Origin of the sequence: Streptomyces albireticuli (genome assembly GCF_021228125.1) — a bacterium.
Taxonomy (GTDB): Bacteria; Actinomycetota; Actinomycetes; order Streptomycetales; family Streptomycetaceae; genus Streptomyces; species Streptomyces albireticuli.
The window spans coordinates 177,735-193,133 of the sequence record NZ_JAJQQS010000008.1 but is presented as its reverse complement, the minus strand read 5'-3'; the positions used below and the strand labels follow the sequence as shown (position 1 = coordinate 193,133).

Here is a 15,399-nt window from a genome sequence, read left to right as displayed (position 1 = left end):
GGGCCGAATGACACACCGTCCGGGCCCGGCGGAAGGGGTCACGGGCCGGCTCACGGGCCGGGGCTCCGGGCCCGGGTGACGGTGTCTCGGTCAGGCGGCTCGCGGTGCCAGTCCGCGCAGGGCGAGGTCGACGAGCGTGTCGGTGTACGCGTGGCTGAGCGGGGCCTCGCCCATCAGCCAGCGGAAGGCGAGGGGGCCGGTGAGGAGCTCCAGGGCGACGCGGAGGTCGATGCCCTCGGCGACCTGGCCGGCCCGCCGCGCGGCGGCCAGGCGCTCGACGTAGAGCTGGAGTTGGGGCTCCAGGATGCAGCTGACCAGTTCGGCGCCGAGGGTCGCGTCGGCGATGCCGGCGGCCGCGAGGGCCCGGGCGGGCAGGTCGTAGCGGGGGTGGCTCATGGTGTCGGCGGCGGCGCGGAGCACGGCCTTGAGGTCGGCGGCGAGGTCCCCGGTGTCGGGGATGTCGCGGGTGACCCCGGTGGCGTCCTGGCAGAGGTGGACGACGGCGTCCCGGAGGATGGCGGCCTTCGACGGCCACCAGCGGTAGACGGTCTGCTTGCCGACCCCGGCGCGGGCGGCGATGGCCTCGATCGTCAGCTTGGGGTACCCGACCTCGCTGACGAGCTCGAGGGTGGCTCCCATGATCGCGTGGTGGGACCGGCGACGGAGCCGCGTGGCGGAGGGTGCGCAGTTGGAGGACATGCCGCGTAGCCTAGACCTCGGCGAACCGATACGTATCGTCTTGACAAGACGATACGTATCGTCCAGACTCATGGACATGCCGAGACGGAACGCCTCGGCTTACCGACGGAAGGAGAACCCTGATGGGCAAGGGATCAGGAAACATGCTGGGCGTCGGCGGCACCCGCGCCAACCTCTCCCGCAGCGCGATGCGCGGCGGTAAGAAGGGTGGGGCTCCCAAGAGCGGCCTCGACCCGATGGAACAGAAGCGGGAGCTGCTCCGCAAGCTCAAGGAAGCGCGGTCCACCGATGAATCCCCCGCGTCGTGAGGACCCTTCCATGAGAGGGCCCGGCCGCGTACGGGGAGCCCGTACGCGGCCGGTTCACCCCCCGGCCCGAGGGTGCCGGCGGCCGTCCGGCCGGCGTCCGCTCCGGGCGGGACGGGCGGGACGGGCCGGACGGCCCGGGTCCCCGGCCCGGTCCTCGCGGCCGTCCCGGTACGCGCGGTACAGCGCCGCCCAGTCCTGAGCCGTGAGGTCCTTGAGCCGGTCGTCGGGCCGCACCCCGGCGCCGCGCGCGAACCGCGCGTGGCCGCGGCGCAGCACCTTGTGCGCCGCGTCGCCGACGGTCATCCGGCCGGTGTCGAAGAACTCCTGGGCGAACCGCTGATAGGCGGCCCGTTCGGACCACGGCACGGACGGCCGGCGGCGGGGCGCCACGAGCAGGGTCGACGTGTCGGCCCGCGGTACGGGGCTGAACTCGTGGCGGGAGAAGGCGAGCCCCTCGCCGAAGGCGTACCAGGGCTCCCACTGGGCGTTGAAGAGGTTGCCTCCCCAGACCCCGGTGCGTTTGCCCACGTACTCGCGCTGGAGCAGGAAGACTCCCCCGCGCATCAGATCAGGCCCCAGGTCGAGGCAGCGCCTCAGAATTCCGGTGCCGGAGACGAAAGGCAGATTGCCTATCAAACGGACGGGCTGCCGCGGCAGCCGTAAGGTCAGAAAGTCCTCGTTGACCACGGTGACGTCCGGGAGCGATTCCGCGGCGAGCCGGCGCGCCCAATGGATGTCGATCTCGACCGCGAGTAATGGACGTCCCGCCGCGGCCAGCGCCTTGGTCACCCGGCCGGATCCCGCGCCTATCTCGACGGTAAGCGCACCGGCCGGAAAACCGGTCGGGAAGTACGAATCCTCCAGCTGTTCGGAGAACCGGCGGGCGGCGGCTGCGGACCGGAAGAAATTCTGGCCCCACTCCCTCCGCGCGGCATTGCGCGACGCGGCGGGCCCGGGGGCGGATCTCGGGGGAACCAGCGGTTTCGAGCTCACCCCCGGAACGTACCTTTCCATGATCCGAAGGTCCATCAATTGACAGTGCAGGCAACGGAAATCAGCCATCATCGGACGCGAGGGTTCCGGCAGCCGACCGGGTGCTGGACCGGGATTCCGGCCCACGCTCCGCTCCTGTCCGGTGAATTTCCGGACAAGCCGGTGAAGTCCTCTGTTCACGGCGGATTTCCGGGCCCGGCGACACGGTTCCCGCGATCTTCGGGGCTCTCCCGGAAAACCCTTGCCGAAAAGTTTTTTGATCCTCTAGACTCGGCTCCATGGGATCCCTGTGACAGCCGAAGATACGGCCGCGTAGAGCTCGACTCCGCCGCCGTATCCCTCCGTGCACTTCTCGAAAACGCCGCAGCGACGCCACCCAGCGCGTCATGTGCCGCTTCGGCCTTCCCGCCGTGCCCTCGCGCACCTCAGGACGGCCCAGTGCGCGGAAACGACCACATTCCCGGCTGCGAAAAGGAGGCCCCCGCGTGCGAACCGCGCAACTAGCCCTGCACGACATCACCAAGCGCTACCAGGACCGCGTCGTACTCGACCGGGTCGGTTTCACCGTCAAGCCGGGCGAGAAGGTCGGTGTCATCGGCGACAACGGCTCCGGCAAATCCACCCTGCTCAGGCTGATCGCCGGACGCGAGCGGGCCGACAACGGCGCGCTCACGGTGGTGGCCCCCGGCGGCATCGGCTATCTGCCGCAGACGCTGGAGCTGCCGCCGGAGGCCACCGTCCAGGACGCCGTCGACCTGGCCCTGGCCGAGCTCCGCGAGATCGAGGCGGGCATGCGCCGGGCCGAGGCCGAGCTGGCCGAACGGCCGTACCAGGCGGGCCAGGACGCCGGTCTCACGGCGCTCCTGGAGACCTACGCCGCCCTGGTCGAGCGCTACCAGGCCCGGGGCGGCTACGAGGCCGACTCCCGGGTGGACATCGCCCTGCACGGGCTCGGCCTGCCGGGCCTGGACCGCGGCCGCAAGCTGGGCACCCTGTCCGGCGGCGAGCGGTCGCGCCTGGCCCTGGCCGGGACGCTGGCGTCGGCACCCGAGCTGCTGCTGCTGGACGAGCCGACCAACGACCTGGACGACCAGGCCGTCGGCTGGCTGGAGAAGCATCTGCGCGGGCACCGCGGCACGGTCATCGCCGTCACCCACGACCGGATGTTCCTCGACCGGCTCACCACCACCGTCCTGGAGGTCGAGTCCGGCTCGGTCACCCGCTACGGCAACGGCTACGACGGCTATCTGACCGCCAAGGCCACCGAGCGCCAGCGGCGGCTGAGGGAGTACGAGGAGTGGCGCGCCGAGCTGGACCGCAACCGCGATCTGGTCACGTCCAACGTCACCCGGCTGGACGCCATCCCCCGGAAGATGCCGTTCGCGGTCTTCGGGCACGGCGCGTTCCGGACCCGTGGGCGCGGGCACGGCGCGATGGTGCGGATCCGCAACGCCAAGGAGCGGATCGAGCGGCTGACCGAGAACCCGGTCGCGCCGCCGGCCGACCGGCTGTCGTTCACCGCGCGGATCGCCACGGCGGCCGCGGAGGAGGCGGAGCACCTGGTGGCCGAGCTGTCCGGCGTGCGTGTCGAGGGTCGGCTCGGCGTCGACTCGCTGGCCGTCCGGCCCGGCGAGCGACTGCTGATCACCGGGCCCAACGGGGCGGGCAAGACCACGCTCCTGCGGGTGCTGTCCGGGGAACTGGCCCCGGACAGCGGCTCGGTGCGGGTGTCCGGCAAGGTCGGTCACCTGCGGCAGGAGCAGCCCCCGTGGCCGACCCGGCTCACCGTGGCGCAGGCGTTCGCGCAGGGGCGGGTCGGCTCCCCCGACGAGCACGTCGAGTCGCTGCTGTCCCTCGGCCTGTTCAGCCCGGACGACCTGCGGCAGCGGGTGGGTGAGCTGTCCTACGGGCAGCGGCGCCGGATCGAGCTCGCGCGCCTGGTGACCGAACCGGTGGACCTGCTGCTGCTGGACGAGCCCACCAACCACCTCTCCCCGGCGCTCGTCGAGGAGCTGGAAGAGGCGCTGACGGACTATCAGGGCGCCGTGATCGTGGTGACGCACGACCGTCTGATGCGGTCCCGGTTCGACGGCGCGCAGCTGATGCTCGACGAGGGGCGCATCGCCGAGTTCAGCGCGGCCTGACACCACCGCGCCCCGCGCGGGCGGTGGTTCGGAGGGGCGGATCCGCACCGGATCCGCCCCTCCGACTGTGTCACCTTCTCGTGTCGGCGTGATACGGGCTGCCTCAGGATGGGCCCCCCTGATCTCCAGGATCCGGACGTCACGTCCTGCCCTGATCCCAAGGAACGAGAAACCCGATGCTCCCTCGCGTCGCCCGCCTGCCCTCGCTGACCGGACTGCGCTGGTTCGCGGCGTTAGCGGTATTCGCCTGCCACATCTTCCAGCAGGGCATCTTCGCCGACCAGAAGCTCGGAGCCGAGCTGGCGAAGTTCACCCCGCTCGGCTCGATCGCCGTGTCGTTCTTCTTCGTGCTGAGCGGCTTCGTCCTGACCTGGTCGGCACGGGGCGGGGACTCCGTCCCGGCCTTCTGGCGGCGCCGGTTCGCGAAGATCTACCCGCTGCACTTCGTCACCCTGTGCATCGCCGGCGCCATCATCCTCGGCCTCTCGGAGCCGGTCCTGCCGGGCGGTTCGGTGTGGGACGGGCTGGTGCCCGATCTGCTGCTGCTCCAGTCCTGGCTGCCCGAGCCGTCCGTGATCTCCGGCTTCAACACGCCGAGTTGGTCGCTCTCCTGCGAGATGGCGTTCTACCTCTCGTTCCCGCTGTGGTTCCGGCTGTTCCGGCGGATGTCCGGGACCCGGCTGTGGTGGTGGGCCGGCGGGCTCGCCGCGGCGGTCGTCTGCGTGCCGTTCGTGGCCGCGCTGCTTCCGGAGAGCGCCGAGGTCGCCCCGGGCATGCCACTGAACGAGCTGTGGTTCGTCTACTGGTTCCCGCCCGTCCGCGCCCTGGAGTTCGTCCTCGGCGTCGTGATGGCGCTCATCCTGGGCAAGGGCCTGTGGCGCGGCCCCGGGGTCGGGCTTTCCGCGCTGCTGCTCGCCGGCGGCTTCGCCCTCACCCAGGCCGTCCCCTCGATGTTCACCCTCCAGGCGGCGACCGTCGTCCCGGCCACCCTGCTGATCACCGCGGCGGCGGACGCCGACGTGCGCGGCCTGCGCACCTGGGGGCTGCGGTCCGCGGTGCTGGTCCGGCTGGGCGAGTGGTCGTTCGCCTTCTACCTGGTCCACTTCATCGTCATCCGCTACGGGCACCGGCTGCTCGGCGGCGACCTGGGCTACGGCAAGCAGTGGGACACCCCCGGCGCGATCGGTGTGGCCCTGCTGGGGGTGGCCGTCGCCACCTGTGCCGCCGCGCTGCTGCACACCTTCGTGGAGAAGCCCGCCATGCGGCTGCTGGGCGGGCGCCGGGGTGCCGCCGCGCGACGGGACGTCACCGCGCCCGCCCCGGCGCCCGTACCGGCCGCGGGCACCGCCCCGGAACAGACGCCGGACCCGGACCCGGCACGCGCCTGACCGCAGAACGCTGCCCTGGAAACCCTCCGAAAGGACCGTGAGCGTGGCAGACCAGACCGCTCTCAGCCCCGCCCTGCTGGAGTACGCCCGGAGCGTCTCCCTCCGCGACGACGCGCTCCTGCGCGAGCTGTACGAACTGACGGCGCGCCTGCCCGGCGGCCGTGCCATGCAGATCATGCCCGAGGAGGCGCAGTTCCTCGCGCTGCTCGTCCGGCTCACCGGCGCCCGGAAGGTGCTGGAGATCGGGACGTTCACCGGGTACAGCACGCTGTGCGTGGCCCGGGCCCTGCCGCCCGGCGGCCGGCTCGTCACCTGCGACATCAGCGACAAGTGGCCCGGTGTGGGCGCCCCGTTCTGGGAGCGGGCCCAGGTGGCCGACCGGATCGAGCTGTGTGTCGGTGACGCCGTGGAGACCCTGGCCGGGCTGCGGGCCGCCGGCGGCGACGGCACGTTCGACCTGGTGTTCGTCGACGCCGACAAGACCGGGTACCCGCACTACTACGAGGAGGCGCTCGCGCTGGTGCGCCCCGGTGGTCTGATCGCGGTCGACAACACGCTGTTCTTCGGCCGGGTGGCCGACCCGGAGTGCCGGGACCCGGACACCGAGGCCGTGCGCGCGCTCAACGAGCGGCTGCGGGACGACGCGCGCGTGGACATCTCGCTGCTGACGGTGGCCGACGGGATCACGCTGGCGCGCAAGCGCGAGTGACGGTCCGCGCACCGCATGGGGAAGGGCCCACCGCCGGAGCGGTGGGCCCTTCCCCATGGGTGTCAGTGCCGGGTCACCGCCCGGTGCGCGTCGGCGAGGCGCTCCAGGTCGGGGACGATCCCGGCCGGCGCGGGGTCGGCGAGCATCTCCTCGCGCAGCCGCCGGGCGCCCTCCCGGATCGCGGGGTCGTCCACGGCCGCGCGCACCGCGTCGGCGAGCTTCTCCGCCGTGAGCTCCGCGGGCGGCAGGTTGAAGCCGGCGGAGAGTCGCTGGAGCTGCTGTGCCTTGATCGGCGCGTCCCACAGCGAGGGCACGACGATCTGCGGGACGCCGTGCAGCATGGCCGTGGACCAGGTGCCCGCCCCGCCGTGGTGGATGATCACCGAGCAGCTGGGCAGCAGCGCGTCGAGGGGGACGAAGTCCACGGGCACGACGTTGCCGGGGAGTTCGCCGACGAGTTCGCGCTGCGACGCGTCCAGGGTGGCGATCACCTCGATGTCCAGCCGCCCCAGCGCCGCCAGGAGCTGCGGGTAGGAGACGGCGTCACGGCCGTAGGTCTCGCGGGCGGAGACGCCGAGGGTGAGGCAGACGCGCGGCCGGGCGGGCGGCTCGGCGAGCCAGGGTTCGATGACGGCGCGGCCGTTGTAGGGGACGTAGCGCATGGGCACCGTGGTCTGGCCGAGGTCGAGGCGGGTGCTGCGGGCACCGGGGTCGATCACCCAGTGGCCGAGCACGTCCCGTTCGTCGTAGGCGCACCCGTACCGCTCCAGGGTCCAGCCGAGCCATTCGGCGAGAGGGTCCTCGCGGAGCTCGGGCGGCTGCTCCTCCCATGCTTGGAGGAAGCGCTTCCGGGAACGGCCGATGGTGTCGGGCCCCCACAGGATGCGGGCGTGGGCGGCCCCGCAGGCGCGGGCGGCGACGGGTCCCGCGTAGGTCCAGGGCTCCCAGACGACGAGGTCGGGGCGCCAGTCGCGGGCGAAGTCGACGACGGCGTCCATGGTCGCCGCGCCGTTGAACGGGGCGAAGCACAGGGCGGACATCATCGTCTGCTGGCCGAGGAGGTACTCCCAGGTGGTCTCCTCCGGGGCCTCGTGCTCGGTGAACTCGAAGCCCTTCTGGTAGGGCACGAGGTCACCGCCCATCTCGGCGAGCAGTTCGACGGCCGGCCGGTCGTCGCCCACGGGGACGGCGGTCAGACCGGTGGAGGTGATCACGTCGGTGAGCGAGGGCGGGCTGGCCACCCGGACCTCGTGGCCGGCCGCGCGCAGCGCCCAGGCCAGTGGCACCAGGCTGTAGAAGTGGGTGTTGTGGGCGAGTGAGGTCAGCAGGACGCGCACGGTGACTCCGGGCTCTCCTAGGGCGGACGGTGCGGTGGGGCCCGTACGGCACGGCGAGGGGTGCGCGGTACGGGCGGTGACGTGCGGTCAGGCCCGGACGGGGCAGCGGGCGTAGGCGCGCAGGACGGGCGAGCGGGGCCGGGTCAGGGCCGGGCCGGCGGCGCTCAGGCCGGGCAGGGCCGCGGCCATGGCCTGGACGGCGGTGGTGGCGGCCAGGCGGACGAGCGGGAGGGCGAGGGCGAAGTGCGGGCCGTCCGGGCCGCCGAGCGGGTCCGGGCCGGGCAGGTCGCGGCCCGCGACGGCCAGCACGACGACGTGGCCGTCGGCGGGGACGCGGCGGCCGGCGAGTTCGACGTCCTCGTGGGCGACCCTGCTCTCCAGGCGGAAGGCGGGCTCTTCACGGAGGGTCCGGTCGACGGCCTCCGCCGCGGCGGGCGGCCGCTCGGCCGCCTCCCAGGCGCCCGGCCGGCCGAGGAGCCGCAGCACCGTGCCGGTGACGGCGGTGGCGGCGGGCTCGGGGACGCCGAGGGCGAGGAGGAGCGCGACGCGCTCGACGTCGCGGGGTGCGACGCCGTCCTCCAGCAGGCGCCCCACGGCGTCGTCGTGCGTGCCGGCCCGCCCCTTCGCGCGTCTCGCGGCGACGAGTTCCCGGACGAGGCCGGCCACCTCCTCGACGGCGGTGGCGGAGTCCCGGGCGACGGCGAGCGTCTGCGGGGTGAACCGGCCGTCGAGCTGGGGCGCGCACCGGGCGAGCAGCCCGGCCGCGGCCTCCCGGTCGCCTTCCGGGACGCCGAGTATCCGCAGGACCAGGCCGGCGGCGAAGGGCCGGGCCAGGTCGGCGACGAGGTCGAAGCCGGTGCCCGCGGCGGGCAGGTGCCGGCGGAGCAGCCGGCGGGCCGCGCCGGACGCGTCGCAGGACCCCTCGGCGAGTGCGGTGTGCCCGAGCACCGGCCCGGCCGCGGCGCGCAGCCGGGCGAGTTCGGCGCGCTCGTGGCCGGGGAAGGCGGCGGAGAGCGGTAACAGGTCGGCGTCCGGGCGGCCGCCCGCCCGGTCCAGGGTGCCGAAGCGCGGGTCGGACAGGACGGCCGTGGCCGTGGCGGGGTCGGCGGTCACCCAGGTGCCGAGCCGGTCGCTGCGGAACCACGGCCCCTGGGCGCGGACGAGGTCCTCGTAGGGGGCCGGGTGGTCGGTGCCGGCGCGCAGGATCAGGGCGTACGGGTCGCCCTGGTTGCCCGCGAACCATTGGCCGGCGCGGCTCAGCTGGAGCCTGCGGCCTAACTCGCGGGTGGCGTCGTCCGTGGCGGTGGTGGGCATGGCTTCCTCTCGTGGGCCTTGCGGGGGCGGGCGTGCGGGCTCGCGGGGGCGGGGCGGGGGTCTTGTGTGGGCAGGGGGCGTGTGTGCCCTGCGGGCGGCCTTTCCCCCTACCCGCCCTCCCGGAACCGGGGGCTTCGCCCCCGGGCCCCGGTGGCCTCAAGCGCCGGCCGGGCTGAAATCGGCCCGGGTGCCGATGAACAGGCCCCGGCCGGACGGGCCGCCCTCCTGGTAGAGCACCCGGCAGCCGGCGCGCTCGAAGGCCCGCTCGTAGGCGGTGCGCGGGAACAGGGTGATCGTGTGCTCCTCGGTGAGGTGCCGGATGCCCTCCCCGGGGCGGGCGATCAGGTAGTGCACCTCGATCCGGGTGGCGTCGCCGTCGCGGACCGAGTGGGAGACGCGGCTGATGGTGCGGTCGCCCGCCTCGGTGACGCTGGCACCGATGTAGCCGGGGGTGAAGGAGTCGGGGAACCACCAGGGTTCGACGACGATGACGCCGCCGGGTTCGAGGTGGGCGGCGAACCGGGCGAGGGTGGCGTCGAGTTCGGCGCCGTCCCGCAGGTGGCCGATGGAGCTGAACATGCAGATCACGGCGTCGAAGCGGGAGGTGAGGGCGAAGGAGCGCATGTCGCCCTCGTGGAGCGGGATCCCGGGGTTGCGGCCCGCCGCGATGGCGAGCATGTCGCGGGAGATCTCCAGGCCCTCGACGCGGTCGAAGAGGCCGGCGAGGTGGCGCAGGTGCTGGCCGGTGCCGCAGGCGACGTCGAGCAGGGACGTGGTGCCGGGCCGGTGGGCCCGTACGAGGGCGGCGATCTCCCCGGCCTCGCTCCGGTAGTCCTTGCCCTTCCCCTCGTGGACCAGGTCGTAGACGGCCGCGATGTCGTTGGCGTACATCAGTGTTCTCCTCCGCGGGGCGGGGTGGGCGTGGGCTCTCCGGGTCGCGGTGAGCCCAGCCAGTCGTGGACGGCCGAGGCGGTGTGTGCCGCGTGTTCGGTGAGCATGGTGAAGTGGTTGCCGGGCACGTCGAGGACGGTCCGGGCGAAGGGGACGCTCGACCGCCAGTCGCCGTGGCCGCCGTCCTCGGGCCAGTCGCGCATCGGTTCGCCGGCGCGGACGAGCAGGACGGGGGCGCGCAGCGGGGTGAGGCGGGTGCCGAGCAGCAGCCGGTGGTAGCCGGCCATGGCGGTGAGGCGGTGTTCCTCCAGTGGCACGGGGGTGCGTTCGAGCGCCCAGCGGAGGAGGTCGTCGCGCCAGACGCCCATCGCGCCGGGGTCCTCCGGGCGGTAGACGTCCATGAGGACGACGGCGGTCGGACCGGTGCCGCGGGCCTCCAGGTGGGCGGCCAGGGCGTGGGCGATGTTGGCGCCCGCGGAGTGACCGGCGAGCGCGAACGGCGTGCCCGCGGCGTGTGCGAGGAGGGCGTCGGCCTGTGCCGTGAGCAGGGCGTCGAGGGTGGCGGGCAGGGGTTCGGCGGGGTCGCCGAAGCCGGGCAGGGGCAGTGCGGCGACCGTGCGGGCGCCGCTCATCGCGGTGGCGAAACGGGTGTACTCGGCGGGGCTGGAGGTGGCGGCGGTGCCCACGCAGCAGTACAGCGCGGGGCGGGCCGGGCCGGTGGCGAGGACGACCGGGGCGAGGCGTCCGGGGCGGGGGTCGTCGTGGGTGAAGGCGGGCCGGAAGCCGGCCAGGGAGGCCATGAGGTCGACGGCCTCGGCGGACCGGCCCTGGGCGACGGCGGTCCGGAAGGTGGTGAGGAGGGTGCCCTCCGGCGAGGCGTGCGCGGGCACGGCGGCGGGTCCGCCGGCCGCGAGCGCGGCGAGGTGGTCCGCGAGGGCGGCGGGGTCGTCGTGGTCGAAGACGAGTCCGGCGGGCAGGTCGAGGCCGGTGGCCTCGGTGAGCCGGGTGCGCAGCCGGACGGCGGCGAGGGAGTCGAAGCCTAGGTCCCGGAAGGGGGTCCGCTCGTCGATCCGCTCGGTGCCGGGGTGGCCGAGGACGGCGGCGACGTGGGCGCGTACCAGTTCCAGGGCGAGCCGTGGCCGGTCCTCGGGGCGGGCCTCGGCGAGGCGGGGCGCGGCGGGTACGCGGTCGGGGCCGTCGTCGGAACCGGCCGGCGGGGCCGTACGGGCCTGCGGGATGTCCGAGATCAGCGGGCTGGGGCGGAAGGCGGTGAACCCGGGGGCGAACCGCGCCCAGTCGAGGCCGGCGACGGTCAGGGTGGTGTCGGCGTCGTCCAGGGCCTGCTGGAGGGCGTCGAGGGCGGTCTCCGGGGGCAGGGGTACGAGTCCGTGCCGGTCGAGGTATCCGTCGGGGGCGAGTTCGACCATGCCGGTGCCGCCCCAGACGCCCCAGGCGACGGAGGTGGCCGGGCGGCCCTGGGCGCGGCGGCGTTCGGCGAGGGCGTCGAGGTGGGCGTTGGCGGCGGCGTAGACGGACTGACCGCCACTGCCCCAGACCGCGGCACCGGAGGAGAACAGCACGAACGCGTCCAGCTCGGCGTCCGCCGTCAGCTCGTCCAGCAGCTCCGCGCCCACGGCCTTCGCGGCCAGGACATGCGCCGCCTCCTCGGGAGTCACCTCACCCAACGGCGTCACCTGCGGCACACCCGCCGCATGGAACACCGCACGCAACGGCACACCCAGCTCCTCGATGCGGGCCAGAAGACCGGCGACCGAGTCCCGGTCCGCGACGTCACACGCCGCGAACGTCACCTTGGCGCCCAGTTCGTTGAGTTCCCCTTCGAGCGCGGCGGCGCCGGGGGCCTCCGCGCCCCGGCGCCCGGCCAGCACGAGGTGTTCGGCGCCGTCGCGGGCGAGCCGGCGGGCCACGTGCCCGCCGATGCCCCCGGTGCCGCCGGTGACGAGGACGGTGCCGCGCGGCCGCCAGGCCGTGCCGCCGGCCGGTGGGGCCGCGGACAGCAGGCGGCGGCCGTACGTGCCGGAGGGGCGTATCGCGACCTGGTCCTCGCCGCCGGCGCCGGAGAGCACCCCGGCGAGCCGCTTCCAGTCCCGTTCGGCGGGCTCGGCGGGCAGGTCGACGAGACCGCCCCACCGCTCGGGTGCCTCCAGGGCAGCGACCCGGCCGAGGCCCCACACCCGGGCGCCGGGGCCGCCGGGCACCTCGCCGGGCGCCACCGCGACCGCGCCGCGTGTGACGGCCCACATCCGGGCCGGCACGGCGGAGTCCGCCATCGCCTGGACCATCAGCAGCACCCCCGCCGTTCCGTCGTCGAGTCCCGGCCGCCCGGCCGTCGGTGCTCCCGCCGGGTCGGGGAGCACCAGCACGCCGGCCAGGCCCGCGGGTTCGTCCGCGAGGGCGGCCAGCCGGGCCGCCAGGCCCGCCCGGTCCCACTCCCCCACGTCCGGCACGTGCCGGAGGACGTCCGCGCCGGCCGCGCGCAACGCCCGTTCGGCGGCGTCCCCGGCATCCGTGCGGTGCCCATGTTCGACCATGAGCCAGCGTTCCGAGGGGGTGAACCTGACAACGTCTGCGGGGAGGGCCCGCCAGCCGACGCGGTAGCGCAGGCCCTCCGTCCGGGCGGCGGCCCGGTGGCGTGCGCGCCAGGCGGCGAGGTGCGGGAGGACGGCGCGGAGCTGTTCCTCGACACCGGCGGCGTCCGGGCCCAGCCGGGCGGCCGCCGTCCTCGCGTCGCCGGCGCGCACGGCGTCCCACAGCGCTTCGTCGTCCCCGCCGTCCGATGCCGCCGGGCGGGAAGAGGCGGCCGCCGGTTCGAGCCAGTAGCGGGTGTGCTGGAAGGCGTACGTCGGCAGGTCGACGGCCCGGGCGCCGGTGTCGCGGTACAGGGCGCCCCAGTCGACGTCGGCGCCGTGGACGAAGGCGGTGGCGACGGCCCGCAGGACGGTCGTGGCCTCGGGGTGACCTCGGCGCAGCGCGGGGGCGGTCGCGGTGCCCTCCTCGTCCGCCAGGCACTCCTCGGCCATGCCGGTCAGGGTGGCGCCGGGGCCGAGTTCGACGAAGGTCGCGGCGCCGCGGGCGCGGGCGGTGCGCACGGCGTCGGCGAAGCGCACGGGTTCGCGCACGTGGCGGGTCCAGTAGGCGGGGTCGGTGAGTTCGGCGACGGTGGCGAGGGCGCCGGTGGAGTCGGAGACGACGGGCAGCCGGGGCGGGTGGTAGGTGAGGGTCGCGGCGACGGCGTGGAAGGCGGCGAGCATCGCGTCCATGCGGGGCGAGTGGAAGGCGTGGCTCACCGTGAGCCGCTTGGTACGGCGACCTCCGGCGGCCAGTTCCCGGGCCGCGTCCAGGACGGCGGGCTCGTCGCCGGAGAGGACGACCGAGCCGGGTCCGTTGACGGCGGCGACGACGGCTCCGCCGCCGGTGACGGCCTTCAGCCCGGCGGCTTCCCGCTCGGTGGCGCGTACCGCGAGCATCGCCCCGCCCTCGGGAAGCTCCTGCATCAGCCGACCGCGGGCGGCAACGAGCGTGGCGGCGTCCGGCAGCGAGAGGACGCCCGCGGCGTGGGCGGCGGCGAGGCCGCCGACCGAGTGCCCGAGGAGGACGTCCGGTACGAGCCCCCAGCTCTCCAGGAGCCGGAACAGGGCGGTCTCCAGGGCGAACAGGGCGGGCTGGGTGTAGGCGGTGCGGTCGAGCAGGGCGGCGTCCGGCGTGCCTGGTTCGGCGAACATCACCCGGAGCAGGGGGCGTTCGAGGTGCTTGTCGAACTCGGCCGTCGCCTCGTCGAGCGCCCGGGCGAAGGCCGGGTACGCCGCGTACAGCTCGCGGCCGGCGCCGGGGCGCTGGGCGCCCTGGCCGGAGAAGAGGCAGGCGGTGCCGCCGCCGCGCCGCGCGACGCCGGTGACGAGGGTCTCCGGGATCCGGCCCGCGGCGAGGCCGGCCAGCTCCGCCCGGGCCGTACGGGAGTCGGTGACCAGGGCGACGGCGCGGTGTTCCAGGATCTCCCTGGTGGTGGCCAGGGAGTGGCCGGTGTCGGCGGGGTGCGCCGCGTCGGCCACGCCCGCCAGCCGGCCGGCCTGGCCGCGCAGCGCCGGTCCGGTGCGGGCGGTCAGCACCCAGGGCAGGGGCTGTGCCGGGTGGGTGTCCCGGCCGGCGGGGGCGGTCTCCTCGGGGGCCGGGGGTTCCTCGATGACGACGTGGGCGTTGGTGCCGCTGACGCCGAACGCGGAGACGGCGGCGCGGCGCGGGCGGTCCTCCCGGCCGGCCCAGGGCCGGGCCTCGGTGAGGAGCGCGACCGCCCCGGAGTCCCAGTCGACCTGGGACGAAGGGGCGTCGACGTGCAGGGTGCGGGGCAGCAGGCCGTGCCGCATGGCCTGCACCATCTTGATGACGCCGCCGACACCGGCGGCGGCCTGGGCGTGCCCGATGTTGGACTTGAGCGAGCCCAGCCACAGCGGCTCGCCCTCGCGCTCACGCCCGTACGTCGCCAGCAGGGCGCCCGCCTCGATCGGATCGCCCAACGGCGTCCCCGTACCGTGCGCCTCGACGGCGTCGACCTCACCCGGCGTCAGACCCGCGTCCGCCAAGGCATCCCGGATGACCTTCTGCTGCGCCGGACCACTGGGCGCCGTAAGCCCGTTGCTCGCGCCGTCCTGGTTCACGGCGCTGCCCCGCACCACCGCCAGGACACGATGGCCGTTGCGGCGGGCGTCGGACAGCCGCTCGACGAGGAGCATGCCGGCGCCCTCGGCCCAGGCCGTGCCGTCGGCGGCCTCGGCGAAGGGCTTGCAGCGGCCGTCCGGCGCGAGCCCGCGCTGCCGGCAGAACTCCACGAACACCGTCGGGTCGGGCATCACCGCGACCCCGCCGGCGAGGGCGAGGTCGCACTCGCCCCGGCGCAGCGACTGGACGGCGAGGTGCAGGGCCACGAGCGAGGAGGAGCAGGCGGTGCCGACGGTGAGCGCGGGGCCCTCCAGGCCCAGGGTGTAGGCGATCCGGCCGGAGAGGACCGCGTCGGCGTTGCCGGTGAGGAGGTAGCCCTCGGTGCCCTCGGGGGCGCGGGAGGTGTCGGTGACGTAGCCGGTGTGGGCGGCGCCCACGAACACCCCGGTCCGGCCGCCGCGCAGCGACCGGGGGACGATCCCGGCCCGCTCCAGGGCCTCCCAGGAGGTCTCCAGGAGGAGCCGCTGCTGGGGGTCCGTCACCAGGGCCTCGTGGGGCGAGATGCCGAAGAAGGCGGCGTCGAAGTCGCCTGCGCCGGTGAGGAATCCGCCCTCGCGGCAGTAGGTGGTGCCGGGCGTGCCGGCGGGCGAGTAGACGGCGGCCTCGTCCCAGCCGCGGTCGGCGGGGAACCGGGTGATCGCGTCCACGCCGTCGGCGGTCAGCTCCCACAGTTCGTCGGGGGTGGTGACGCCACCGGGGTACCGGCACGCCATGCCGACGATCGCGACCGGCTCGTGGGCGGCGGTGACGAGCTCACGGTTGCGGCGGCGCAGCCGCTCGGCCTCCTTGACCGAGGTGCGCAGCGCGTCGAGCACTTCGTCCATGGACGGTGACATCTTCGGGTCCTCGTCTGTTCGCTTGTTCGCTGTGGTGGGGGTCGTC

Annotated in this window: 10 protein-coding genes; 4 read left to right on the top strand and 6 right to left on the bottom strand. The window is 74.7% G+C overall.

Annotation, left to right across the window (positions count from 1 at the left end; all coding sequences use genetic code 11):
- Positions 1-90: 90 nt before the first annotated feature.
- The gene (locus LUZ64_RS17110) at positions 91-699 is read right to left on the bottom strand and encodes a TetR/AcrR family transcriptional regulator (RefSeq protein WP_095582069.1); all 609 of its coding nucleotides are present in this window, start codon (positions 697-699) and stop codon (positions 91-93) included.
- 122 nt (positions 700-821) lie between these two features.
- Between LUZ64_RS17110 and LUZ64_RS17105 the strand changes: the two genes are divergently transcribed.
- Positions 822-1,007, top strand: a complete 186-nt coding sequence (locus LUZ64_RS17105; protein ID WP_095582068.1) for a DUF6243 family protein — start codon at positions 822-824, stop codon at positions 1,005-1,007.
- Positions 1,008-1,061: 54 nt separating this feature from the next.
- Here LUZ64_RS17105 and erm read toward each other — a convergent pair whose 3' ends face one another.
- A complete protein-coding gene (gene erm, locus LUZ64_RS17100) occupies positions 1,062-2,021 on the bottom strand; it encodes a 23S ribosomal RNA methyltransferase Erm (RefSeq protein ID WP_232389825.1) in 960 nt (319 codons plus the stop codon).
- Between the two features lie 464 nt (positions 2,022-2,485).
- Here erm and car(A) point away from each other — a divergent pair, with 464 nt between their 5' ends.
- The 3 genes from car(A) (at position 2,486) to LUZ64_RS17085 (ending at position 6,241) form a co-directional block, all read left to right on the top strand.
- Complete coding sequence (car(A), locus tag LUZ64_RS17095) at positions 2,486-4,144, top strand: ABC-F type ribosomal protection protein Car(A) (protein WP_095582066.1); 1,659 nt, start codon at positions 2,486-2,488, stop codon at positions 4,142-4,144.
- 176 nt (positions 4,145-4,320) lie between these two features.
- Positions 4,321-5,532, top strand: coding sequence for an acyltransferase family protein (locus LUZ64_RS17090; RefSeq protein WP_095582065.1), 1,212 nt, complete (start codon positions 4,321-4,323; stop codon positions 5,530-5,532).
- 43 nt (positions 5,533-5,575) lie between these two features.
- Entirely contained in the window at positions 5,576-6,241 is a 666-nt protein-coding gene (locus LUZ64_RS17085; RefSeq protein WP_095582064.1) for an O-methyltransferase, read from the top strand.
- 62 nt (positions 6,242-6,303) lie between these two features.
- On the opposite strand, the gene LUZ64_RS17080 is transcribed toward LUZ64_RS17085, so the two are convergent.
- The 4 genes from LUZ64_RS17080 to LUZ64_RS17065 all read right to left on the bottom strand — a co-directional run bounded on the left by LUZ64_RS17080 (position 6,304) and on the right by LUZ64_RS17065 (position 15,332).
- A complete protein-coding gene (locus tag LUZ64_RS17080) occupies positions 6,304-7,578 on the bottom strand; it encodes an activator-dependent family glycosyltransferase (protein ID WP_095582063.1) in 1,275 nt (424 codons plus the stop codon).
- A gap of 87 nt (positions 7,579-7,665) precedes the next feature.
- A complete protein-coding gene (locus LUZ64_RS17075) occupies positions 7,666-8,892 on the bottom strand; it encodes a cytochrome P450 family protein (RefSeq protein ID WP_095582062.1) in 1,227 nt (408 codons plus the stop codon).
- Between the two features lie 156 nt (positions 8,893-9,048).
- Complete coding sequence (locus tag LUZ64_RS17070) at positions 9,049-9,783, bottom strand: class I SAM-dependent DNA methyltransferase (RefSeq protein ID WP_095583171.1); 735 nt, start codon at positions 9,781-9,783, stop codon at positions 9,049-9,051.
- A complete protein-coding gene (locus tag LUZ64_RS17065; RefSeq protein ID WP_372471952.1) occupies positions 9,783-15,332 on the bottom strand; it encodes a type I polyketide synthase in 5,550 nt (1,849 codons plus the stop codon). Before LUZ64_RS17065 ends, LUZ64_RS17070 begins: the two co-directional genes overlap by 1 nt.
- Positions 15,333-15,399: the final 67 nt, after the last annotated feature.